At 51.3% G+C, this 24,885-nt stretch carries 13 protein-coding genes; 10 read left to right on the forward strand and 3 right to left on the reverse strand.

All coding sequences use genetic code 11. The features are described from left to right. The first annotated feature begins 205 nt into the window (after positions 1 to 205). The 4 genes from ACG2F4_RS11580 (at position 206) to ACG2F4_RS11595 (ending at position 5,006) form a co-directional block, all read left to right on the forward strand. Positions 206 to 1,789: an exo-alpha-sialidase gene (locus tag ACG2F4_RS11580; RefSeq protein WP_395260878.1), complete on the forward strand. Its 1,584-nt coding sequence runs from the start codon at positions 206 to 208 to the stop codon at positions 1,787 to 1,789. 71 nt (positions 1,790 to 1,860) lie between these two features. After that, positions 1,861 to 3,027 (forward strand): sialidase family protein, encoded by a 1,167-nt coding sequence (locus ACG2F4_RS11585; protein ID WP_395260879.1) that lies wholly within the window; start codon positions 1,861 to 1,863, stop codon positions 3,025 to 3,027. 251 nt (positions 3,028 to 3,278) lie between these two features. Further along, positions 3,279 to 4,208 carry a dihydrodipicolinate synthase family protein gene (locus tag ACG2F4_RS11590; RefSeq protein WP_395260881.1) on the forward strand — a complete coding sequence of 310 codons (930 nt, stop codon included), beginning with the start codon at positions 3,279 to 3,281 and terminating at the stop codon, positions 4,206 to 4,208. Between the two features lie 33 nt (positions 4,209 to 4,241). Next, positions 4,242 to 5,006: a family 20 glycosylhydrolase gene (locus ACG2F4_RS11595; RefSeq protein WP_395260883.1), complete on the forward strand. Its 765-nt coding sequence runs from the start codon at positions 4,242 to 4,244 to the stop codon at positions 5,004 to 5,006. Positions 5,007 to 5,242: 236 nt separating this feature from the next. Here ACG2F4_RS11595 and ACG2F4_RS11600 read toward each other — a convergent pair whose 3' ends face one another. Then, the gene (locus tag ACG2F4_RS11600) at positions 5,243 to 6,277 is read right to left on the reverse strand and encodes a sodium:calcium antiporter (protein WP_395260885.1); all 1,035 of its coding nucleotides are present in this window, start codon (positions 6,275 to 6,277) and stop codon (positions 5,243 to 5,245) included. 818 nt (positions 6,278 to 7,095) lie between these two features. Between ACG2F4_RS11600 and ACG2F4_RS11605 the strand changes: the two genes are divergently transcribed. From ACG2F4_RS11605 to ACG2F4_RS11630, 6 genes are all read left to right on the forward strand, one after another. Further along, positions 7,096 to 7,548 carry a MarR family winged helix-turn-helix transcriptional regulator gene (locus ACG2F4_RS11605; RefSeq protein WP_395260887.1) on the forward strand — a complete coding sequence of 151 codons (453 nt, stop codon included), beginning with the start codon at positions 7,096 to 7,098 and terminating at the stop codon, positions 7,546 to 7,548. A 55-nt stretch (positions 7,549 to 7,603) separates the two neighbouring features. Then, positions 7,604 to 8,800: an efflux RND transporter periplasmic adaptor subunit gene (locus ACG2F4_RS11610; protein ID WP_395260888.1), complete on the forward strand. Its 1,197-nt coding sequence runs from the start codon at positions 7,604 to 7,606 to the stop codon at positions 8,798 to 8,800. Between the two features lie 52 nt (positions 8,801 to 8,852). Then, entirely contained in the window at positions 8,853 to 12,005 is a 3,153-nt protein-coding gene (locus tag ACG2F4_RS11615) for an efflux RND transporter permease subunit (protein WP_395260889.1), read from the forward strand. A 35-nt stretch (positions 12,006 to 12,040) separates the two neighbouring features. Then, positions 12,041 to 13,501: an efflux transporter outer membrane subunit gene (locus ACG2F4_RS11620; RefSeq protein ID WP_395260891.1), complete on the forward strand. Its 1,461-nt coding sequence runs from the start codon at positions 12,041 to 12,043 to the stop codon at positions 13,499 to 13,501. Positions 13,502 to 14,348: 847 nt separating this feature from the next. Then, positions 14,349 to 21,530: a cell surface protein SprA gene (gene sprA, locus ACG2F4_RS11625; protein ID WP_395260892.1), complete on the forward strand. Its 7,182-nt coding sequence runs from the start codon at positions 14,349 to 14,351 to the stop codon at positions 21,528 to 21,530. A gap of 184 nt (positions 21,531 to 21,714) precedes the next feature. Continuing rightward, on the forward strand, positions 21,715 to 23,223 hold the full coding sequence (locus tag ACG2F4_RS11630; protein ID WP_395260894.1) for a sigma 54-interacting transcriptional regulator: 1,509 nt from the start codon (positions 21,715 to 21,717) through the stop codon (positions 23,221 to 23,223). Between the two features lie 514 nt (positions 23,224 to 23,737). Here ACG2F4_RS11630 and ACG2F4_RS11635 read toward each other — a convergent pair. Together ACG2F4_RS11635 and ACG2F4_RS11640 are read right to left on the reverse strand one after the other, a co-directional pair. Continuing rightward, the gene (locus tag ACG2F4_RS11635) at positions 23,738 to 24,139 is read right to left on the reverse strand and encodes a DUF2914 domain-containing protein (protein ID WP_395260896.1); all 402 of its coding nucleotides are present in this window, start codon (positions 24,137 to 24,139) and stop codon (positions 23,738 to 23,740) included. Positions 24,140 to 24,557: 418 nt separating this feature from the next. After that, positions 24,558 to 24,878: a hypothetical protein gene (locus tag ACG2F4_RS11640; protein WP_395260898.1), complete on the reverse strand. Its 321-nt coding sequence runs from the start codon at positions 24,876 to 24,878 to the stop codon at positions 24,558 to 24,560. Positions 24,879 to 24,885: the final 7 nt, after the last annotated feature.

The following is a 24,885-nucleotide window of genomic DNA, read 5'->3' on the forward strand; positions in this document are numbered from 1 at the left end:
AATTTTGATGTTTGAAAGCTCATGTTGAATCAGGCGGGTTCTATAGGTTTATTAAGAAAGGTTTCGAAAAACCGCTGTCTTCAAAGATCTCCAAGACTGACAAGTCATCAAAAATTACTGTCTTTTTAAAAATAAATTTAACTGGACCGAAAAATGAGAATATCTGTATTTGGAAAGTACAAACGGTCGTGAAATGATGTGTCATATGAAACAAGGAATTACTTTTACCCTTTTACTACTCGTATTATTTGCAGGTTGTAGAAGCAACCAGGAGACAACAAGGCAGGATGAGATTCCTGCAATACAAATATCGACCAGCCAAACCGTTCGGCCGGTGCTGATCGGCAAGGAAGCCAACCCTGTGCTCAGGATAGCAGTGGATGTTCGTTCGGAAGGTCAGGTAGAGCAGTTTGAGATCTCCACCGGTGGCACTACGGATCTGGATGATATTGATGAAATTGCACTCTTTTACACGGGTGGGGACTCGGTTTTTAATACAAAAAATTCGCTGGATGTGGCCGAATCGGCCGGAAAAAATATTGCACTCAGGGCCGAGCAACAGCTGCCTCGTGGAGTCCACTACTTCTGGGTTTCCTATAAAGTCAATCCCGAAGCAGACCTGCTGCACAGGGTAGATGCCGGGTTGGACAGTGCGCTGCTGGCCGGAGGGCAGACTGTCAATCCCGTGAGCAGATCGGGGGAAGGAGCGTTAAGACTGGGATTTGCACTGCGAAAGCGCGGTCAAAACGGGGTGCATACCTACCGTATCCCCGGGCTGGTAACAACCAACAGTGGTACGCTCATTGCGGCCTATGATATCCGGTACGATAACTCCAGCGATCTGCAGGGCGATATCGATGTGGGCATAAGCAGGAGTTTTGACAAGGGACAAACCTGGCAGCCGATGCAGATTATTATGGATCGGGGAGAGTGGGGCGGTCGTCCGGAAGAGGAAAACGGCGTCGGCGACCCCTCGATTCTGGTTGACAGGGAAACCGGTACCATATGGGTAGCCGGGCTCTGGACACACGGAATGCCGGGACAGCGTGCCTGGGATGCTTCCGGCCCCGGGTTGAGCCCGGAAGCGACCGGTCAGTTCCTGCTGGTCAAAAGTGAAGATGACGGGGAGACCTGGTCGGAGCCGATCAATATTACGAGGCAGATAAAGAAGCCGGAATGGCAGCTGCTGCTCCAGGGTCCCGGCCGCGGTATCACGATGAGCGATGGAACGCTGGTATTTCCCGCCCAGTTCAGGGATGCGGACGGCATGCCCTACTCCACGATCATCTACAGTAAAGATCACGGGAAGACCTGGAATATCGGTACAGGAGCGAAATCCAATACCACCGAAGCACAGGTCGCTGAGCTGAGTGACGGCTCGCTGATGCTGAACATGCGCGATAATCGCGGGGGATCGCGGTCCGTATATACGACGGAGGATCTCGGCCGAACGTGGACCAGGCATCCCACGACCCGTTCTGCGCTGAAAGAGCCGGTCTGTATGGCCAGTCTTATCCATTTTCCGCACCTGGAGGGGGAATCCGGCAAGCACTGCCTCCTTTTTTCCAATCCCGACAGCAGGGAAGCCCGTGAAAATATGACTATTAAAATGAGCCGGGATGGTGGAATGAGCTGGCCTGAAAACAGACAGGTGTTGCTGAATGAAAACAGGGGCTTTGGGTACTCCTGCCTGACGGCCGTCGACGAACAGACCGTGGGAATATTGTACGAAGGGGTTCGCGAGCTCTATTTTCAAAAAGTCAGAATTTCAGAACTTTCAGATGGATGACAACGGGTGTGTCGCACACAGGTTCGAAGGCACGTTCGTAAAACGAAATTTTCAGAAACAGGGATTGTACAATGAAACGATTCGATTTTTTACAGTTAACCACGCTCCTCGCGGGAGCAGGTTACCTGCCGTTCCTCGGAAATGAGGTAAATAAGCGTCCTGGTATTGAGCAGCCAAGAGGATATAACATACCGCTTATTGACCTGGCCGGCGAAACCGACCGGCAGGTTATCGTTGACCGGGAGGAGGGGCAATATTTGGGCCACCCGACAACCGTATTGCTGGACGACCGGAAAACCATACTGGCGGTCTACCCGAAAGGTCACGGCAACGGGCCGATAGTGATGAAAAAAAGTATTGACGGCGGATTATCCTGGAGCGATCGCCTTTCCGTGCCGAAAAACTGGTCGACATCCAGGGAAGTGCCCACTATCTACCCGGTAGTTGATTCGGAGGGAAATAAGCGCCTGATTATGTTTTCAGGACTCTACCCCATAAGGATGGCAGTTTCTGGGGATGAGGGCGACATCTGGTCGCCACTCGAACCGATCGGTGATTTTGGCGGTATTGTTGCGATGTCAGATCTTATCCGGTTAAAAGATGGGTCACACATGGCTTTTTTCCATGATGACGGCCGTTTTATTGACGGGGAAGGCGAGCCGGGGCAGTTTTACGTATACAAGACACGTTCAATGGATGGAGGCCTGAGCTGGACGGACCCGGTAGTCGTCGCTACCCATCCGGAGGCTGATTTGTGCGAGCCGGGCCTGCTCCGCTCTCCAGACGGCAACCAGATTGCCATGCTCCTGCGGGAGAACAGCCGCCGGTTTAATTCATTTGTCATCTTTTCTGACGACGAGGGAACAACATGGAGCGATCCGGTGGAGCTTCCCGGCGCGTTGACCGGCGACCGTCACCAGGCGGTATATACCCATGACGGCCGTTTGTTCATCTCATTTCGGGATATGACGCACGTTTCGCCAACCAGAGGCGACTGGGTGGGATGGGTCGGCCGGTATGAGGACATCCTCAATCCCCGTCGCGAGGGACAGTACCGGGTGCGGCTTATGGATAATAAGCATGACTGGGACTGCGCATATCCTGCACTGGAACTTTTGCCGGACGGAACCATTGTGGCTACGACATATGGTCACTGGGAAAAGGAGAAAGAACCCTATATCGTGAGCGTACGCTTTAAAATGCACGAACTGGACAGTAAATTTCAACAGTTGGATTAAACTGGCTGTCTCACCAATACTTTTTATATCTGCTGGATCTTGATAGTACCGGTAAAGTAAACACAGGTACTGGTATTAAATTGACGGAACCTTTGCAAAACCTGCTATTTTATTGGAAGGTTAGTTGTACCGCCGACCGTATTGACTTTTTAAACGGGGTACAACTCCCTCAGAACGAGGCAAGGAGTTGAGGATTTTGCAAAGTCTTCTTGAAAACAGAATCTTAATCAAATAGACAAGAAATCATTTAAATGAAAACCGAGAAAATTAAAGGTTTGGTAGCAGCCCCCTTTACTCCCATGAATAGCAACGGGAGTATCAATGTGGACGTGATACCGGAACTGTTTGAGTTATATAAACACAATAATATAACAGGGGTATTTATCAACGGCTCTACGGGTGAAGGCCTTGAATTGACCGTTGATGAGAGAAAAGCACTTGCAGAGGCATGGGATAAAGTCGTCTCAAAAGATTTTAAGCTGTTGGTGCATGTAGGGCATTCGTCGCTTGAAGAGGCAAAGACACTGGCAAGACACGCCGCAAATTGCAGTTCAGTGGCTGGAATCTCCACAGTGGGTCCCTTTTATAGAAAACCGGATTCGGTAGAACGGCTGGTGGACTTTTGCAGGGAGGTGGCGGCAGCTGCGCCCCAAACGCCGTTTTATTACTATCACATCCCATCGCTGACCGGCGTGGACCTGCCGATGTATGAGTTCCTGGAGCGGGCAGCTGAAGAAATTCCCACCCTGGCGGGAATCAAATACAGCCACAACGATTTTGTTGACTACAGCCGTTGTCTTCAATACCAGGATGGCCGTTTTGACCTGATATTTGGCAGTGATGAACTGCTCAGTTGTGGCCTGATGTTGGGGGCCGAGGGATTTATTGGCAGTACCTATAATCTATTCCCGCTGCTGTACCACCAGATCTTTAAGGCTTTTAGTGCAGGTGATATTACAGAGGTGCGAAAGCTGCAGAACAGGTCGATGAATTATGTACGCATAATAGACCGATATGGATATGCCGCGGCAGCCAAGCGGCTGATGAAGCGTCTGGGTGTAAACTGCGGACCGGCGCGACTGCCTCTGCATACGCCTACCGAGCAGCAAATGGAGGAGCTTGAACAGGTGCTGCGGCGGCAGGATTTCTTTTCCTATGCCCTGCAAAAGGTAAACGCGTAATCTTCCCTATTTTAGATATTACCCGGTTTGTTTATGGTAAGGTATCTCAGCCTGTTTCTTTTATTCTTCCTCTTGCTCCCGGTATTCTCATCAGGACAATCCACAAACGGGGAGGATCCGCCCTTGATTCCCACCCCTCAAAGAATGGAGTGCAAAGCGAATGATAGCCGAATTACGGATTTTTGGGTCGATCCCGCAGCGGATTTTGCACCCCAGACAACGCATCTGAAAAAGTTGTTGGCAGCCAGGGGGCTGAGTGAAGTAGGCAACAGCTCAGGTGCAGATCTTTCGATATCTGTTCAACAGGGTGTTGTTGAGAATTCCCACGGCTTCAGGGGAGCATACAGCGTCGAGATAAGAGGCGAAAATCATATGCGGATTGTCGCCCCCGACCCGTCCGGGGCATTCTATGCATTTCAAACGGTTCGCCAGCTTATCCGCAACAAAGGTGATCGTTCGTTTCTGAGTCGCTGTGATATCCACGACTGGCCCGCGTTCAAAAAACGGGGCTATATGGTTGATGTGGGACGCAATTTTCAATCCGTGGAACAGCTCAAACAGCAAATCGATGTAATGGCAAATTACAAGATGAACATTCTGCACCTCCATCTCACCGACAATCCCGGCTGGAGGCTGGAGAGCAAGATATACCCGGAGCTGCAGTCGGCAAGAGCTACCAGCCGAAAACCCGGCAAATACTATTCGCAGCAGGATTTTATAGAGCTGGTGGAGTACAGCGCTGAACGGAACATTACGGTAGTACCCGAGCTGGATATTCCCGGACTACGGCTGAAATAAAACTCAACAAGGGGTGGAATAAAATTTCACTTAAAGTTCCCCACGGTGGAAACTCATGGGAATGGATGTTCACGTTTGTTCCCGTGAGTATTAAGAACGGAAGCATACGTGAAGTAAAAGAGCTTCGTTTTTCAGTACAGCCGGGGAAATAACCGTACCCTGTATTTCGAGTTTTTTAACTTTCCGCAATGCTGAAAGACTGCTGGTCTTCATTTCTCACGAAATAAAAATACGGGTTACGATGGAGGCAGGGAGGGGATGGAATCGATCACGCCGAAGTTTTCCAGCCCCATCCACACGAGAAACAGGACGTAAAGGATAATGAGCCAGAAGGATTCATGTCGGCTGAGGATCATGTCGGTTCTCAAAAAGCTGAACAGCACCAGGGTGGCAATAGTGAGAGCCCCCATCAGCGGGGCGGCTATGGAAAAGTTGAGCGTGGCAGCCCCTGCGATTAGAATCCCCATCGGGATGCAGACCAACAGGTCGAAAATATTGCTGCCCAGCATATTGGCCATCGATGTTATCGCGTCCCCTTTCCGCGCCTTGCGAACGCTCACAAACAGGTCGGGAATACTGGTACCGGCCGCCACCACCGATATCCCCCACAGGAAAGAGGGCGTTCCCAAAATTTCACCAAAACGGATCGCCGCCCGTACCAGCAGTTCAACTCCGCCCAAAATTACAAGCAGGCTGAGAAAAAGCCACCCCCACTGTTTGAGTGGATTGATCTCTTCAACTTCCCACGCTCGTTCATAATCCATCGTATCCTGGTACTGGATAAAGATGTAAAATCCGTACAGGATAACCGGAAAGAGGGCCAGGGTACGATTCATTTCCCCGAGAATGACGGAATCGCCGGTGGGAATGGGGAAATATATGGCCGCAAATGAAAAAGTGATCATCAGTACCGCCACTGATATGATGTAAAACTGCGCTTCTTTGTAGACCAGATCCCTGTTGGATTCAAGTGGATTTTGGGCGGCGAAACCGGAAAATGCGGGAATAATCAGGATGTTGAAGATCGCGGAACCGACGATCGCCGAGACCCCCAGCTCAAACTCCCCGTGGATCAGGGAGGAGAGAACAACCGTGGAGAGCTCGGGAAAGCTGGAACCGATCGCCACCACAACGGCTCCCTGTACAATGGCGGGAAGCTCATAATATTCCGACAATTTTTCCGCCGACTGCTCCAGCCAGTCACTTCCCTTCCATAAAATTGTCGTGGCAATAATCGATATAACGACCCAGAACAACAGGGAGAGGATCATGATGGTTGTACTGTTTGGGATTGGATTTAATTCAGCGTGTGGCGTACCGGGAATCCGCAATTTGGCCTGCTTCCGATATCTGTTTCTGAGCAGATGGCAATCTACGGCTAGTCGGGATTAAAGTACGTCACTTCAAAAAAATCATACACCATGCAAGAGCGTCATTATTATTTTGCCAAGGTATCAGTTCTTTTCGTTTTTTACCAAGATGTTTATACGTCGATGGATTTTACAACCGGTACCTGCGTATCTGCAGCCCCGAATTTATGCAAGAATTAAGTTAACGTCAGCCCGGTTTTCAGTGTTATGCTGTGCCTTTCAAGTCTTCGGTATTGGTGTTGCGCTAGTGACCGGGAGGAAGCGAAAAGAAAGATGATGAAGAAGCCCGGCCAAAAAAGTGACTATTCTTCAAATCGAGGTGTCCCTTTTGGCTTGACCCAAAAGGAACTAAAAAAGGCGATGAATGGGCCAAACGCTGCAGCCTGTGCAGGCGTGGATGTTGATGGTCCGTTGCGCCGGTTGCCCGCTATCAAAGCCATCACCGGCAGGGCATCCACAAACGCCTGCTTCGGCTTCCGCGCCCCAGTCAAGGCCGGGGAAAGCCGATCTATATTTTCTGTCCTGTCTCCTTGTCAGACAGAAATTCTTCCGCCCGGGGCATGATGCTACAAGTATGAAATAATATCAAAGATTTAATCTTCTTTTATGCTGTTCCAGGTATAATCCGGGTTAACAAGATTTTTCATAAAATAGTTGTGTAGGTCAACTATTGACCTTTATATTGGCCGATCTTGTAATTCTCACTAGTCCCGACTCTCATGGCACCAGACCAGATTTTATATTGTAACACAACCGGCTGCAGAACCGCTTACCTGGTAAAAGAGATACTGCGAACCCTGATCAGGCGGTTTGAAGAGGAAGAGATTGAATTGACAGTAGAGCAGTATTTCATATTAAATATTTTGGACAAGGAGGACGGGCTGATTCTTCAGGAAGTCGCAGAAATCGTTGACAGGGACAAATCAGCGGTACTCCGGCATATCGATGGACTTGAGTCAAACCACTTTATTACCCGTGTTACCGACTCCGGGGACAAGCGAAGGAAGTTGCTGCTCGTAACCAAACCCGGCCTGCAGGTCCTTGAACGGGCCCGCGCCATTGACCAGAAGTTGGACAAGGAGATGGCCGGCCAAATTAAAAATATGGAGATCGAAGCATTTGAAGAGGCTCTGTCAAGCATGTACCAATACCTGGTATCCAAAAATGATTGACAAGGTCAACGTTCAAACTATTTATCCAATAATAATCACTTCCACTTCACAAAAAATGAACTACAGATATAAAAAATTAATCAGGTCGATTTTTGCTCTTTTTGTAATCCCGATATTGGTTTCCTGTGGAAATTCCGGGCAGCCGGGACCGCAACAGGGCGGGGCGGTCGAGGGATACCCGGTGCTGGAGTTGGAGCCCCGATCCATTGAGCTCACCAGCAGCTATCCGGCCACGCTGGAGGGAAGGCAAACCGTTGAAATACGTCCCCGGGTGGCCGGGTATATAACTGAGATGCATGTGGATGAAGGGGACTGGGTAAACCAGGGTGAATTACTTTTCTCACTGAACAGCGAAGAGTATGAGCAGGAGGTCCGCTCGGCCACGGCAAACGTACAGGCGGCAGAAGCAAGCGTGCGAACCGCCGAAGACGAGGTTGAACGTCTCCGGAACCTGGTTGAAAAGGATATTGTCAGCAAGTACCAGCTGCAGTCTGCCCGGAACCAGCTCACCTCCAACCAGGCCGCGCTGGCGCAGGCGGAGGCCCGCTTGACAAACGCCCGTGTCAACCTGGAATATACCAGGGTAAAAAGTCCTGTCGACGGCATTATCGGAACCATCCCATACAGGATCGGGAGTCTGGTGAGCAGCAATATCAGTCGCCCGCTCACGGTCGTGTCGGATATTTCTGAAGTCTATGCCTATTTCTCCATGAGTGAGCGGGAACTGCTGGAGATGGCCCGTGAGGTCTCTGGCGATGAAGAGGGACGAACCATCCAGCAACAGGTACGGGAGATGCCGGATGTGAACCTGATATTGGCTGACAACTCCACATACGGGCACCAGGGCACCCTGAAGCTGGCCAGCGGGCTGATCGACAAGGAGACGGGCTCCGCTTCTTTCCGGGCTGCGTTTCCCAATCCGAGGGAAGTTCTCAGGAGCGGCGGATCAGCCAGCGTGCAGATCCCGTTCCTGCATGAGTCGGCGATTGTTATTCCCAAGAGGGCTACCTATGAAATTCAGAACAAACGTTTTGTCTTTGCGGTAACCGACAGCAATACGGTTGAAAGCACCCCGGTGTCGGTGCTCCCGATCTCTACCCCGCAGCTTTTTGTCGTGGATGAAGGGCTCTCCGCAGGGGATAAAATCGTATCCTCCGGAACCGGTCAACTAAGCGATGAAGCAGCCATTCAGCCCCGGCCCGTTAATGCTGACAGCCTGTATCAGTCACTTACAATTCGGGATCAGCAGTAAATCGGGGACGTTCCGGGAATTAGAATATTTTTAAGACGACAAGCCTATAACAATGATAAAACGCTTTATTGAACGACCGGTACTTTCTACGGTCATTTCCATTATTATCGTGATCCTCGGGTTTTTGGGATACAATGCGCTGCCGGTATCTCTTTATCCTGAAATCGCTCCGCCCACCATCCAGGTGACGGCTACCTATCCCGGTGCCAATGCGGAAACGGTACTCAACAGTGTGGTGGCTCCGCTTGAAGAACAGATAAACGGGGTTGAGGGGATGACCTACATGAGTTCAACCGCCAGCAACAACGGCCGGGCCCAGATACAGGTATTTTTTGATCTGGGGACCGACCCCGATATTGCGGCGGTAAACGTGCAGAACCGGGTGGCACAGGCTTCGAACATGCTACCTCAGGAGGTGACGCAGACCGGCGTTACTACCCAGAAACAGCAGACCAGCCGACTCCTCATATTCACCTTGTACAGCCCAGACGGAACCCACGACGGGACCTTCATCGAAAACTATGCACGCATCAACCTGATACCGAGGCTGCAGCGGGTCAATGGCGTTGGGACGGCGGATGCCTTCGGGGCCAACACCTATTCGATGCGCATCTGGATGAAGCCCGACGTAATGGCCTCGTACGACCTGGTACCCAATGATGTGATCAGGGCCCTCAATGAGCAGAGTTTTGTAGCCGCTCCCGGAGCTATTGGGGAAAACAGTGGCCAGGCGTTCCAGTATACCATGAAATACAAAGGCCGGTTTTCCACGGCAGAAGAGTATGAAGATATCATCATACGGGAGGGGGGGCAGAATGCCGAGATGCTCAGGCTGGGAGAGGTAGCTGACGTCGAGCTTGGGGCACAGACCTACAGCGTGCACAGTACCGCCAACGGAGGGCCCAGCGTGGGCATGTTTGTTTCCAAGACGGCAGGAGCCAATGCGCAGGAGGTTGTCGAAAATGTCAAGGCTGAAATTGAACAGGCCTCTGAATCTTTCCCGGAAGGGATGGAGTATACCACCGTTTTTGATGCAAACAGTTTCCTGACAGCCTCAATCAACAAGGTGTTTGTCACTTTTTTAGAGGCGTTCCTGCTCGTTTTTATCGTGGTATTTGTCTTCCTGCAGGACTGGCGATCAACGCTCATTCCGGCCATTGCCGTACCGGTTTCCATCATCGGTACCTTCTTTTTCCTGAACCTGTTTGGGTACAGCGTAAACCTGTTGACCCTGTTTGCGCTGGTGCTGGCCATCGGTATCGTGGTGGATGACGCCATAATTGTGGTTGAAATCATTCACGCAAAACTCGAGGAGGGAGCCGAATCGGGGATGAAGGCGGCCGTCGACGGAATGGATGAAATTGCCGGGGCTATCGTATCCATTACGCTGGTGATGTCGGCCATATTTGTGCCGGTTACATTTATCACCGGCTCTACCGGTGTGTTTTTCCAGCAGTTTGGAATCACGCTCGCCACGGCGATTATCATTTCCGCCGTCAACGCGCTGACACTGAGTCCGGCCTTGTGCGCGCTGGTACTCAAGCCGGAACACAAACATATCGGGGAGAACAAGACTTTTGTCGATCGTTTTGCCATCGCTTTTAACGCCGCTTTTGAGGCCGGGAAATACCGGTATAAGCAGGTTCTGGGCTTTTTTACGCGCAACTCATGGGCGGCGGTGGCCACCGTTGGAGGGGCGATCGCCCTTTTTGCCGTCCTGTTTCAGACTACGCCTACCGGGTTCGTGCCGGATGAAGACCAGGGAACGTTTTTTGCCAATGTCAGTCTGCCTCCGTCTTCTTCCCTGGAGCGCACACGGGAGGTCTTGGCAAGGGTCGACGATATCCTCGCTGATATGGAAGTGGTGGATTCGCGCCTGGCAATATCCGGATTCGGAATTATCAGCGGCTCCGGAAGCCAGTATGGATTTATTGTGGGGAAACTGAAGCACTGGGAGGAACGCGACCAGAGTGTGAATGACGTCATCACCGAACTCCAGCAGAGAACCTCGCATATCAATGAAGCGGATATCGCATTCTTTTCGCCCCCGGTTATCTCCGGGTTTGGGAATACGAGCGGCTTTACGGTTAATGTGCAGGATATGACAAGCGGTGAACTGGCAGAACTGGAACAGGCCACTCAAAAAGTGCAGGAGGCCCTGTTTCAACGCCCTGAAATACAGTATGCCAACTCCTATTTTCAAACAGATTATCCGCAATATATGGTCAATGTGGATGTCGCGAAGGCCCAGCGCGCGGGATTTACTGTACAATCAATTATGGATGTCATGCAGGCCTATTACGGGGGGCTGTATGTGTCCAACTTCACCCGTTTCGGAAAGCTCTACCGGGTATACGTGCAAGCGGAGCCCGAAGCCCGCGGATCCAGGGAAAGTCTTCAAAATATATCGGTTCGCAACGCGCAGGGCGCAATGGCCCCAATCAGCTCATTTGTAGACCTGGAGCGGGTTTATGGTCCCCAAAACGTGTCGCGGTTTAACCTTTTTACATCGGTAGAACTTACCGGGGCCACCAACCCGGGGTACAGTTCCGGGGATGCCATCAATGCCATTGAAGAGGTATTCGACGAGCAGATTTCCGGGGAGTACGGGTACGAGTTCTCCGGCCTGACGCGGGAAGAAAATCAGTCCAGCGGACAAGAACTGATTATTTTTGCACTCTGCCTCATATTCGTCTATTTCCTGCTCAGCGCCCAGTATGAAAGTTACCTTGTGCCCTGGGCGGTTATCCTGCCGCTACCGATCGGACTGGCGGGCTCATTTATCTTTGCCAATATTTTTGGGATCGCCAACAATATTTACCTGCAGATTTCCGCCATCATGTTGATGGGACTGCTGGCCAAAAATGCGATCCTTGTGGTTGAGTTTGCACTTCAGCGCCGCCGGAACCAGGGGATGAGCATCGTAAAAGCTGCCATTGACGGGGCCGAGGCGCGGCTGCGTCCCATTTTGATGACCTCTTTTGCCTTTATTGCAGGACTTTTACCACTGGCGCTGGCTACCGGCATCAATGCCAACGCCAACCAGTCGATCGGGATAGGTACGGCCGGCGGCATGTTCATCGGTACCTTCATCGGTCTGCTCGTTGTTCCGGTACTTTTTATCATATTTCAAAAGCTCCAGGAGAGAATTTCAGGTCCACCGGAGATCGTGCGTAAACGCCGAGAACAAATTATGAGCCCCTGATCATCATCAAAAACAGAGATTCAGCAATCACCATTATGTCTTTTAAGTCATTATTGAAATCTGTAGCGATCGTCAGTTTTGCTCTTTCACTGTCGTCCTGTATCGCAACAAAATCGTACGAAAAGCCCGAGCTGAAAACCCAGGCGCTGTATCCCTTTGAACAGGTGGAATTGGATAGTACTACGCTGGCCGATATGCCGTGGCAAGAGGTGTTTGAGGATCCACAGCTTCAAAACCTGATCGAGGAGGCTCTCCAAAATAACCTGCAGCTTCAGGAGGCCATCCAGCAGATACGGGTGGCTGAGGCTGACTTTTACCAAGGCCGAATGAATATGCTGCCAAGTCTCAGCGCCGGGGGAAGCGTATCCTACAATGAGCAATCCGACAACAGCTTGAACTTCGGGGGAAATGCGGGCAATGCCGCCATCCCCGCCAGCGAAATGTATTCTCTTTCGCTGAGTTCGAGCTGGGAGCTCGACGTGTGGGGCAAGTTGACCAGCGCAAAAAAAGCAAGTTTGTCGGCACTTCTGCAGACGGAAGCCACGCGCCGGGCGATACAAACGAGGCTTATCGCACAGGTTGCGAACGCTTATTACCGGCTCCTGGCACTGGATAAACAGCTTGAAATTACCCGTCAGACAATCAAATACCGCCGTCAGGATGTGCAAACCGTACGAAGCCTTAAGGAGGGCGGGGTCGTGACCGGCGTGTCCCTGCAGCAGAGTATCGCCAACCAGTATGCCGCAGAGGTGACAGTACCGGAGCTACAGCAGCTGATAACTGAACAGGAGCATACCCTGAGTATTTTACTGGGGCGCCCCCCGGGAAAGATTGAACGCAGCAACCTGGCCGCTCAGTCGCCGCTTGATTCGCTGGATGCGGGGTTTCCCGGCCAGCTACTCCGCAATCGCCCGGATATCATTGCGGCGGAGCACGCTTTTAGAAGTGCATTTGAATTGACCAACAGGGCACGCGCGCAGTTCTATCCCTCATTTCGGCTGACGGCCGAAGGCGGGTACCAAAGTCTGCAGACAGAAGATCTTTTTCAGCCGGGCTCAATGTTCTATAATCTTGCAGCCGGACTTACGCAGCCGCTGTTTAACAACGGGCGCAACAAAGCCGATCTTCAGCGTTCAAAGGCCCGCCAGGAGCAGGCCCTGCTTCAGTTGCGTAGTACCATACTAAATGCCGGAAGTGAAGTGTCGAGCACGATGAGCCAGTTCAGAAATGCGGAACGGAAACTTGCGTTGAACCGGCAACAACTGGAGGCTCTTGAAAATGCCGTGGACTACTCCCGGGAACTGTTACAGTATGGTGACGCCAACTATACGGAGGTACTCACGGCGCAGCAAAATTACCTGTCGGCCCAGCTTAGTCATGTCAATAACAAGCTTGAGCAGCTTACAGCCGGAGTCAGTCTATATCGCGCGCTGGGAGGGGGCTGGAATGCGGAGGATACGCTCCACCAGGAACAACCACACAACCCAAATAGGTAACAGCCCGGAGCATGCTGCCGGGTCAGGGTCAGCAAACAGGTAAGGTGAACATTTTTTTCTGTTTCGTCTGCCGGTCGTTATGGTTGATCCATGACGGGACTCAACTGGTCATAACCGCGGGATTTGTGAATTGTGAGCAATGCGGTAGGTTAACCACCTATCGTTCCCCATAGAAAAGCCGCACTTTGAACGGTGCGGCTTTTATTGCCTGGGACTTCTACAGAACCTGCTATATTGTTGGGAGGTAGTTGTACTACCGACCTCGGTGATCTTTTAACGGGAGTACAACTCCCTCAGAACGAGGAATTGAGGGGTTTGCAAAGCCCTCTGCCTGATGAGGACCCATACCGGTGACCGCGTGCCAATTTAACCCGGATTATTCACAGCCCGTTGCTACGGCATCCAAATTTGAGCTATAGATGATTTTCTATATGTCAAACAATATCAATGACTTACCTATATATTTTTAATATAATCGTGAATAATTCGGGTTAAGTTTGTCTTTCGGGCTGAGCTGCTGCCGGAGTAAGAACTATCTCCTTATCGCGATTTCAGGAATCAATTTCGCCATATTTTGAACGACGTGACCGGGATTTTTTTATTAGATAGTAGTATTGACTATTTTGGGAACCGCTAAATCACCGCTTGAATTCAGCAATCAATATATGGAAGATTGATACATAGATAATTTTATTGGCCCGCATGGGGAATGAAACATGGGTTCTCCTTTTTTCTGCGAGTAAATTTTCCATCTCAGGGTCATAACGGCTATATATTGATTCCACTGGTTACAGGAAGAAAAATTTGAGGCGGTTTCGTGCAGCTCAATTCCTTGTTTACAATTTTCGTGTCAGGTATCTGTTGCCTGGTTTTCTGGGGCTCCACTTCTGTTACAGCACACGCGCAGGTCCGCGCTGACAGCACGGTCATCCCGGTTGATACACTTCGGCAGGATACACTGGGCGTGCTGTATCCGCCGCCGGCCGTATCCTACCCCTATCCCGACAGAATTCCCAACCTGTTTTATATACAACTGCCCGAAGAGCAGATCACTGTCGAGCGGGATTCAGCCGGTAACTATGTAAGTCAGCGCAGGCTCTTCGATATCGAGACCGGCCTGCCTTATGTGATGGACCAGCAGGAGTACGCAGGCCGCAACAGGGCGTACAGCAAAACGCAAAACTGGCAGTCGCTGGTGCAGGAGTTTGAGTCGCAGCAGACATCCGAACGGGGACTCCTGGATTTCAGTGTGGATATCCCGGGGGGAGATGAATCGGCCTTCACTACTATTTTTGGGAAGCCGGAGGTGAACCTGAAAGTGAACGGTACTGCCAATATGAACCTTGGGGCTTCTATACAGCAGACGGAAAATCCCCATATCCCTGAAGATCAACAGACCCAGATCGACCCGACGTTTGATCAAAGCCTGAAGCTAAACATCCAGGGCACTATCGGGGACAAACTCTCCATCCAAACCGACTGGGACACCGAACGGGAGTTTGATTTTATGAACCGGCTGAACATCGTGTACCAGGGGTATGAAGATGAAATTATCCAGCGCCTGGAGATGGGGAATGTATCCATGGAGACCGGGAATACGCTGATCCGGGGCGGCAGCTCGCTTTTCGGGGTCAAGTCGGTAGCCCAGCTTGGAGCGCTGGAAGTCACGTCGGTACTTTCTCAGCAGGAGGGCCAGGGTAATACCCAGACGATCACCGGAGGGGCGCAGGAGCAGGAGATATCGATACGACCGGCCAATTACGAAGACGACACCCACTTTTTCCTCGATTTTTACACCCGCCAGCAATTTGAACAGAATATGTCGAATCCCCAGCAACTGGGGCAGGCGCTGCAGCTTTCGGAGGTGAAAGTATGGATGTTACGGGAATCCTCGCAGTCGTCGGAGGGAGAGCGCCAGGCGATAGCGATGGTGGACCTCGGGGTGGTGCAGAATGCGGATGGAACCTACGCGCCCCCCGACGACGAATCAGACCGCTTTGCGCAGGACTCGCTGGACCAGTACCGCGATCCGGCGGCAGGCGTATCGGCGGCAGATTTCGGGGTAGAGCCCACTGAATTTGTGGAGGGCTATTTTATCCCGTTGCAGGAGGGGTCCGACTATGAACTGAACCGCCCACTGGGGTTTATCTCTTTAAAACGCAATTTGGGATCACGACAGGCCCTGGCCATTTCGTTTAAATATCTCGATCCTGAGACGGGGCAGACCGTGTCGGTTGGGGATATCAGCCAGGGGGGAGGAAACCGTATTTTCCTGAAGCTGATTCGTCCCCAGAATGCGACAACAACAAATGCGGCGTGGGACCTGATGATGAAGAATATCTATTCGCTCGGGGTCAGCAATGTAACCCAGGACGGCTTGGAGGTAGACATCAGCTATACGGAGCAAAATCTACCGCAAAACACACTGCCCGAGCGGAACACTATTATGTTGCGCGACCTGGGACTCGATCGCGTGGATGCCCAGGGAGCGGTCAATCCCGATAACCAGATCGACTTCAGTACGGGTACGCTGGACCCGGTTTCCGGGAGTATTATTTTCCCCTACCTGGAGCCGTTCGGCTCCCGCATTGAAACGGTGCTCTCCCAAACATCGCTGGCTGAAAGTGAGATCGACCGGCTGGCATTTAGCGAGTTGTACACCGAGAAGAGGGTAAATGCCAGTCAAAATTCAAAAAATAACTTTTACAGGATCAGCGGGACCTCCAAAGGAAGCGTTTCCGACAGCTACTCCCTGGGATTTTCCCTGGTCGAGGGATCCGTCAATGTGTACGCCAACGGCCAGGAACTGCAGGAGGGAACCGACTACACCGTTGATTATTCGATCGGTAACATCACCATCCTGAATGAACGCTACCTGGCCAGGGGGCAGGAGATAAGAATTGAATATGAAAATAACCAGTTTACACAAATCGAGCGTAAGACGTTCACAGGCGTGCGTGCCGAATATGACATAAACAGCGACATTACGCTTGGAAGCACCTATTTCAGGCTGAAAGAACGGCCGCTGCAGGATAAAATTCGTATCGGGGATGCCCCTATCAACAACTCGGTGATCGGTTTTGACGCCAACGCCCGCTTCGACATGCCGTGGATGACCCGGGCCATCGACCGGGTGCCCCTGCTGCAGACCAGAACGGCCTCCAGCTTTTCACTGAGTGGAGAGTTTGCCCAGCTTCGGCCGGATGTGGTACAGACCAACGCGGTCAGTGACGCCATTGATGACAATGAGCTGTTCCAGGATGAAGAAAACGGGCTGGTGTTCGTGGATGATTTTGAAGGCACGGATATCAGCCTCAGCTTCATGCGTCCCTCGCGCTGGAACCTGGCGGCCGCACCTGCTGCGATACCGGGATACGCCCCCGATGACCCCTACTTTGGAGAGAATCCACCGGTGTCACCCAATGTGACGCTCAACGAAAAAATTGCCCGTTCGGACCTGCGTGCCCAGTTCGGATGGTATACGATTCCCCAAAATATTGAGGATATCCTGGGATCGGTGGAGCGCACCCCGGAATCGCAGCAGGTGCAGGTGACGGATGTTTTTCCCAACCGCGATGTCCTGAGCGAAGAAAACTTCATCAGTACGCTGGATGTGTACTACGACCCGACTGAGCGGGGGCCCTATAATTACAACAGCGATATAAAGAATGTGACCGAAAACGAACCGGAGCGAATGTGGGGGGGCATGACCACCACGCTACCCTCCGGCCAGGAAGATCTTACGCAAAACAATATCGAATTCCTGGAGTTCTGGGTACAGTCTCTGTTGCCCGGCGGGCGGGATCCAAACGCGCCCGATCTCGACGACTACGAAGGCACGATCTATATTGATATCGGCGTGGTCTCGGAAGATGTGGTTCCCAACTTCAAATCCAACAGCGAGGATGGACTGGCCAAACGGCCGGATGACCTGCAGGAGGATATTCTGGGAGGCCAGGCCCGTTCCTATATCCCGATACCGCAACCCGCCCCGGAAGGGCAGTTTTCCAATGAAAACAGGGAGCTGGAGGATGTTGGGCTGGACGGGGCTCCCAACACGCAGGGCATTCAACGAAAAAACGAGCAACAGCTGTTCAGCGGCTACCTGGAGGAGATGAGAGCCCTGTACGGGGCTAATTCCCCTGAATTCCAGCAGATTCGCCAGGATCCCTCAAACGACGATTACGTCTACTACGGGCAGGATGAGGTGGCAGACGAGCCGCTGCACGCCCGCTTTCACCGGATGTATGGTTATCATGAAGGCAATACCCCGCTCAACAGCGAGGATGACAAGCGTGCGGTCACCAATCGCCCGGATGCAGAGGGACTGATTACCCCCTCCATCGTGGAGCAGAATAACGCCTATTTTCAATATGAGATTCAGTGGAATCCGGCCGATTTTGACGAGCTGGAGGTCGGAAATCCGGAAAACTATATCGTGGACAAGGTGCCCGGCTCCAACCAGCAAAACCGTTGGTATCAGGTACGAATTCCCCTGAAAGATTATATCCGAAAAGTGGGAGATATAGAAAACTTTCAGAATATATCCTATATCCGAGTCTGGTTTTCAGGTTATGAGAAGCCGTTTACAGTGCGGTTTGCCACTTTTGAGCTGGTTGGTAGCCAGTGGAGGCCCGCCGACAACGTGGACCAGGAGGAAAATACACAGGGCGAGCTGCGAATTTCATCGGTCAATATCGAGGAAAACAGCCGTCGCCGTCCGGTCCCCTACCGGATCCCCAATGGGGCGATCCGGTCAAAAAACAGGAGTCAGCAGCGGCAGACGGTAGCCAACGAGCAGTCCATTGTGTTGCAAGCCGAGAATCTGGGACCCGAAGAGGTGAAGATGGTCAAACGGGTGTATCCCGGGGGACTCAACATGATAAACTATTCAAATCTTAGGATGTTTGTGCATGGGGAAGGGTATGAAAACCGGGAAGATGCCGAGCTTGTCATGCGTTTTGGAACGGACCTGGTGAACAACTATTACGAGTATCGACAGCCGATTACACCCACCGACGACTCATTTCCATTCTCGGAAAAGCCGCTCTCGGAACTGACCGACGCCGAGCGGGAACAGGAGGCGGAGGCGGTTTGGCTGAGTGATCAGAATAGCGTAAATATTGTGCTGCGCGCATTCAACGAGCTGAAGCAGATCCGGGATCAACAGGGAATAGACCCGACTACCGTTTTCGAACGCCCGGACTTGCTCCGGGATGCGCCGCCCGGGGCCGAGGTAGCTATCAAGGGGAATCCCTCGCTAGACAGGGTCGGGGAGATCGGGATGGGTATCCGCAACCCGTTCGATCCGGAAAATCCAGACAGGGGCACCCCCTCGCTGGATGCGGAAGTATGGCTGAATGAGCTGCGTGTATCCGGCTTCGACAACCGCAGGGGGTGGGCCGCCAACGCCAAGGCGGAGCTGCAGCTGGCAGATCTCGCCACCGTAAACGCCAACGTCAACCGGGAGACCGACGGTTTTGGATCGCTCAACTCCAGGCTCGGGCAGCGGCGCGTTTCTGATGTACTGGCGTACGATCTCAATTCCACCTTCAATCTACATAAATTTATTCCCGAGCGCTTTGGGTGGAGCATCCCGCTCACGCTTTCTACCCGCCGGTCCACAAGTACGCCCCGGTTTTTGCCCAACCAGGGTGATATTCGCCTGTCGGAGTTTGAGCAGGCGGTTGAAAACAGGAATGACATTGGTGACGAGCAAAAACAGTCGATTATCGACCAGAAAATTCGCGAGAGCCAGAGCGTGATGGAAAGCTATTCGTTTAATCTTTCAAATGTGACCAAGCGTGAATCAGCATCTAAGCTGGCCCAATATACGCTTGACAAGACCAATCTCAACTTTGTGTATAATACGACCGACCGGCGCAACCCAGAGTATCGCTTTCAGAACAACTGGAACTACAACGGTTCGATCCGGTATAACCTGAATTTCAGCCAGACAAAACTGGTTCAGCCGTTCGGTTTTCTTCAGGAGGTACCGCTGTTCCAGGCCCTTTCCGGGTTACGCCTGGGATACACGCCCTCTTCCATCAATGCTTCCGCGGGCATAGATCGCACTTATGATGAACGTAAACGCCGGGTGCTCGAGGGGCAACAGGAGATTCCGCTGCAGCAGAGTCACAATTTTTCCTATAACACCAATTTTGGATTGGGATATAACCTGACCCCTTCAATACGAACCTCGTTTCAGTCTCGAACCGTGTTTGACTTGTCATCCGCGGGAACGACCCCGCGCATCAGTAGCAATCCTGCTGACAGCAGTGTTTTTGACGTGAGACCTACCTTTGATGTTTTTGAGGACTTGGTTTTTGATACGCTAAAATCTCGCCGCAGCAACTATGAAGAGGCCTATACAGCGGCCTGGCAGCCGAGGCTGAATGCGATAAAGGCGTTGAGCTGGGTCAACTATTCGGCAAACTACAACGGGGGATACCAGTGGAGAAACAGCCCTCAGGGTTCGAACCTTGGATCGACACTGACCAACAACCTGAGCGTAACGCAAAACCTGGACCTGGATCTTCGCAGCCTGCTGGGTCGGATGGGATGGTTCCAGGCGCTACAGCAGCAGAATGGGCCTCCAAGGCAGCAGCAGCCGGATGCTGAAGACGGAGAGAATGAACTGCCGCTCGGGGTAATTCTTAAGAAAGGTGCACGGGCACTCCTGAGCTTCCAGTCCCTTGACATTTCGTTCAACAACACCAAGCGGTCTCAACAGGCCGGGTACAGCGGGGAGTCGCAAATTTACTACATGCTTAACAGCGACGGCGAGCGTTTTTCACCTCCCTTTTCATACAGGACCGGCTGGACCGACCGTATCGGGTCCGACCAGCTGGTAAGCAATCCCGGTGGCGGCCAGTCTATCCAGATTCCTTCAAACAAAAACTACACCGATGATATCACCGTAGGCACCCGTCTGACACCGTTCGAAAACTTTACCATCGATCTGACCTGGAGTACCAAGTGGGATGTGACCAGCACCCGAACGTTGACGTTGCAGCCCAACGAATCTTCCACCTCGGTTCGCAGCAGAAATGGAAATATCAATTCCAGCGTATGGGCGTTTGGAGAAGGGTACGGTGCATTGTTCCGGGAGCAGCTGGAGCGCGCCTTCGAGGATATCAACAACCAAAATAACATTATTGCCGACAGCACCGGGAACTCGGACGGCAGTACCGTATTGGGCAAGATTTCGCTGCAGGAGGATTTTCGGCGAGCTTACCTTGGCATGGGAACCGGCGCCGTTGGGGATCGCGGTTTTACCCCGTTTCCCAAGCCGGGCTGGCGCGTAGTGTGGTCCGGGTTTGAAAATATTATTCCGGTCGTGGGTGAGGCGATGTCAAGAGCCACGCTGAACCACAGCTACAGCGGGCAGTACCGGCTTGGATGGGCCCTCAATTCAGATGAAGGGGCGCTGCAGCCGCTCTCACTCGGAGCCTACTCTATCCGGGGATACCTTCCGGAATTTGAGCCGACCTCCATCACGGTGGAGAAGACGTTCAGTCCCCTGGTTGGATTCAATATCACATGGAATTCAAACCTTAGAACCAACCTGCAGTACGACTGGAGCAAAATTACCAGCCTGGCCCTCTCCAACACCACTGTTATCGAACGGTTCTCGAGAGGGTTTCAATTTTCATTCAGCTATACGGTGCGCAACTTTAAAATTCCGTTTCTCTCCCGGCTGGAAAATGCCGTTGACTTTACCCTGAACACCAGTTACCTGGAGGATACCGAGCAAAAGCTGGTACTGAACTCCGACCTGGACAATGCGCTGCAGGCCGACTATAACAATATTGTCAAAGACACCGACAGTTACGATTTCCAGCCGGGCCCCGTTACCGGGCAGTCCCGGATAAATGGTTCGGCGATTATCGGCTACCAATTTTCACAGACTATCCAGGCGAATTTCGAATACACATACAGCCGCCTGATTCCAAAATCAACCGGTGTTTATGCACGTACCGACCACGACATCCGGTTTAATGTTGTTGTGTCAATCCGGTCAAACTAAGAGCGATTTTGCCGCAAAGATTTATTTTTGCAGCGACTCTGTGAACTGCATCTTTAATGATTGGCAAGCAGAAACTGAACTTAACCCGATAAAGCGATAATGGAGGCTCGCCATTGAAATGATTGGCGGTGCTAATCGGTTATCACCATAGACAATGGAAAACATAAATTTCAGATCGTATTCAATGGACGAATTACAGCGAGAAGTATCGACACTTGGTGAGCTTAAAGAAAGTGGGTGGGAATCGGTTTCCGTAAAGGAGGAGATCCGGAGGAATCTCATTGCGAAGATAAAAGAGGGGGAGACGTTGTTTCCCGGCATCATCGGGTATGAGAAGTCGGTGATTCCCCAGATTCAGCACGCCCTCATGGCCAAGCACGATCTCATTTTGCTGGGACTTCGTGGGCAGGCAAAAACCAGGATTTTGCGGATGCTTGTCAACTTCCTGGATGAGTATATGCCGATCGTCAAGGGTTCAGAGATTAATGACGATCCGTTCAACCCGGTCTCCAAATATGCCCGTGAGCGTATTGAGGTGGAGGGTGATGCCACGCCGATCGCGTGGGTCCACCGCAGCAACCGGTACGGGGAGAAGCTGGCCACGCCCGACACTACGGTCGCTGACCTGATCGGGGATATCGACCCGATCAAAGCCGCGACCAAAAAGCTGACGCTGGCCGATGAGAATGTGATCAACTTCGGACTGATACCGAGAACCAACCGCGGTATTTTTGCCATTAACGAGCTTTCCGACCTGCAGCCGCGCATACAGGTGGCGCTGCTGAATATTATGCAGGAGCGGGATATCCAGATTCGGGGTTTTAACGTGCGCATTCCGCTGGATGTGGGGATGGTATTTTCCGCCAATCCGGAAGATTATACCAGCCGGGGCAACATCATTACCCCGTTGAAAGACCGTATTGATTCACAGGTTTTGACCCACTACCCGCGCGAACTGGAAACCGGCATGAAAATCACCGAGCAGGAAGCGTGGCGATCGCGCAACGGCAATGTAGCGGTACAAATTCCCGAAATTATCAAGGAGATACTCGAACAGGTCGCCTTCGAAGCGCGTGAATCCGAATATATCGACCAGAAAAGCGGTGTTTCCACGCGGATGACGATTACGGCGATGGAGCAGTTGGTTTCATCGGCCGAGCGGAGAGCCCTCATAAACGGGGAGACTCAGACTCAGGCCCGCATCACCGACCTGTACCATATTGTACCGGCACTGACCGGCAAGATGGAGCTTGTCTACGAGGGAGAACAGGAGGGGGCGATCAACGTTGCCAAGCATATTATCGGCAAGGCGATCAAGAAGACGTTTGCCCGTCATTTCCCCGACCCGCAGCAACAGAAGAAAAAGGATGAGGATGAAAAGAATGTGTATAAGCAGATCCTGGACTGGTTTGCTTCCGGCAACGAGCTGGAGCTGGCGGACGACCTGAGAGCGGAAAAATATGAGGAAGCATTGAAAGGGGTCGACGGGCTGCCGGAATTTATCAGTAAATATGGCGGAAAGGCGCCGGGCAACGACTCATTTGTGCTGATGGATTTGACGATAGAGGCTCTGCATCAAAATTCCATGCTGGGCAAAGAGGATCTCGATGATCACCGTTCCTATTCCGATATGCTGGGCAGTATGCTGGGATCGATGGGGGACTTTGATGATTTCGAGGATTTCGACAGCTAGCCTGCATTTCTCACGATAATGTAGGCAAAAATTATGTACCCTGATAGCATGCAGTATCTAATATTATATGTGTTACCGAACTTTTTATTTGACAGGGTGTAAAGCGCCGGGAGATTTGCCCTTCAGCTGCGTCAAAGGGAAAATTACGTGCTTAAGGTACAACGGTACGTCTGTACGGCCATTACCCCTTTGACTTGCTGAAGAACAAATTTCCTGGTAAGGTAAATTCAGGCTAGAACTTCGTTTCGAAAGCAAGCGTAACGCGTTTACCGGTTTAAAAGTAACTCTGCTTCCATAAACAGGAGTTTGCATGGATTGCCAAGGAAGCCGTGAAGGCCCATTTACAGCTAAACTAAAAGAATTCCTCCCTGGAGAAGGAGGAATTCCCCGTTTTAATAAATTAGGAGGATGCCTTGGAACAAGGCGCTAACCGGTAAATGCGTTACGTGTAACTGTGGATAGTGACTTATCCATCTCCTTTTTTCCGTAGCCGGTGAAACTGGTGATCGATGGTCTACTGATTGGCTACCGATTCATCAATGCGAAAGGTTTTTGACGCCAGAACAGTCCCCGAAGAGTCCAGGATATCGACACTCCACTGGCCGGTCCAGTTCTCCAGAATGAATTTTGAGCTCCACGTTCGCCATTGGGATCCGTTGACCGGAAGCTCAACGCGGGCTTTTTCCTGGTCTTCGTAGTACCAGACATGCGTGATGGTAGTTGAATTTTCAGCGCCGTTAACCTGGGTGAAGCAGTAAACCCGCTCCACGGTATTTGAAAAAACCGAATCCGCATCCACAATATTTCTGTTCTCCACTCCAGTCCCGAACTGGATGCTCTCTACCGATAAATTTTGTCCCTCAACCAACAGTGCAGTACAAAAGACGACAAGAAATGTTAAGACAGTTTTTTTCATAGTTTGACCCCGATAAAACGTTTTTTATGATTTGAATTTTACAAGAAACTGCTGGAACCCCTTACTCCATTGAATCCCCTTGCTGTTGAAGAATGTAGCCAGGGAACGTTCGATTTTTGAAATCGTAACAGGTTATCAGCACTCTCTTGTTTATGTAAAATGATTTTTCAGCGATTTTGTTTCCAAAACCACCTTGATGATCAACAGTCAGCGCAAACTTAACCTTTAGAAAGCATTCCTAAAACCGAATTCCTGGTAAAAATTCATTAATTTTAATGCTGGGGCCAATATTTTGGATGCTTTTTATTATAAACTGCGGTTTTAAATTCGTTCAGGCTTTAATCCTGCACAAAAACCCTTGATGAGGAATTCGAAGGTTCCTGGCAGCCGTGAATGGCAGGATTATTCCCGGTATGTCTCAATAACGGCTTATCCATATAAAAATGAGAATGAGCAAATTAGCCAGGGTACCCGCCTTGGCATCCTGCCAGTACATGAAAATAAGTACTTGTGAGATGGCAACAGCCAGTAGCGTAATGATCCACCACCACTCTGTTTTCAGCAGATATGCCACTCCCGAGGAAAGCATAAGGATACAGGTGAACAACCAGAGTAGTCCTGAGGATTGGGATATGGGCAGGGTCAGCTGTTCGATCTCCGCAAGCTGAAACGCCTTGACAAATCCCATCAGGTGAATGAGTCCGTGCAGAAAAAGTATTACCAAAAATATGATTCGCATGATGGAA

This window comes from Halalkalibaculum sp. DA3122, from assembly GCF_043951865.1.
Lineage (GTDB): Bacteria > Bacteroidota > Rhodothermia > Balneolales > Balneolaceae > JAMQKA01.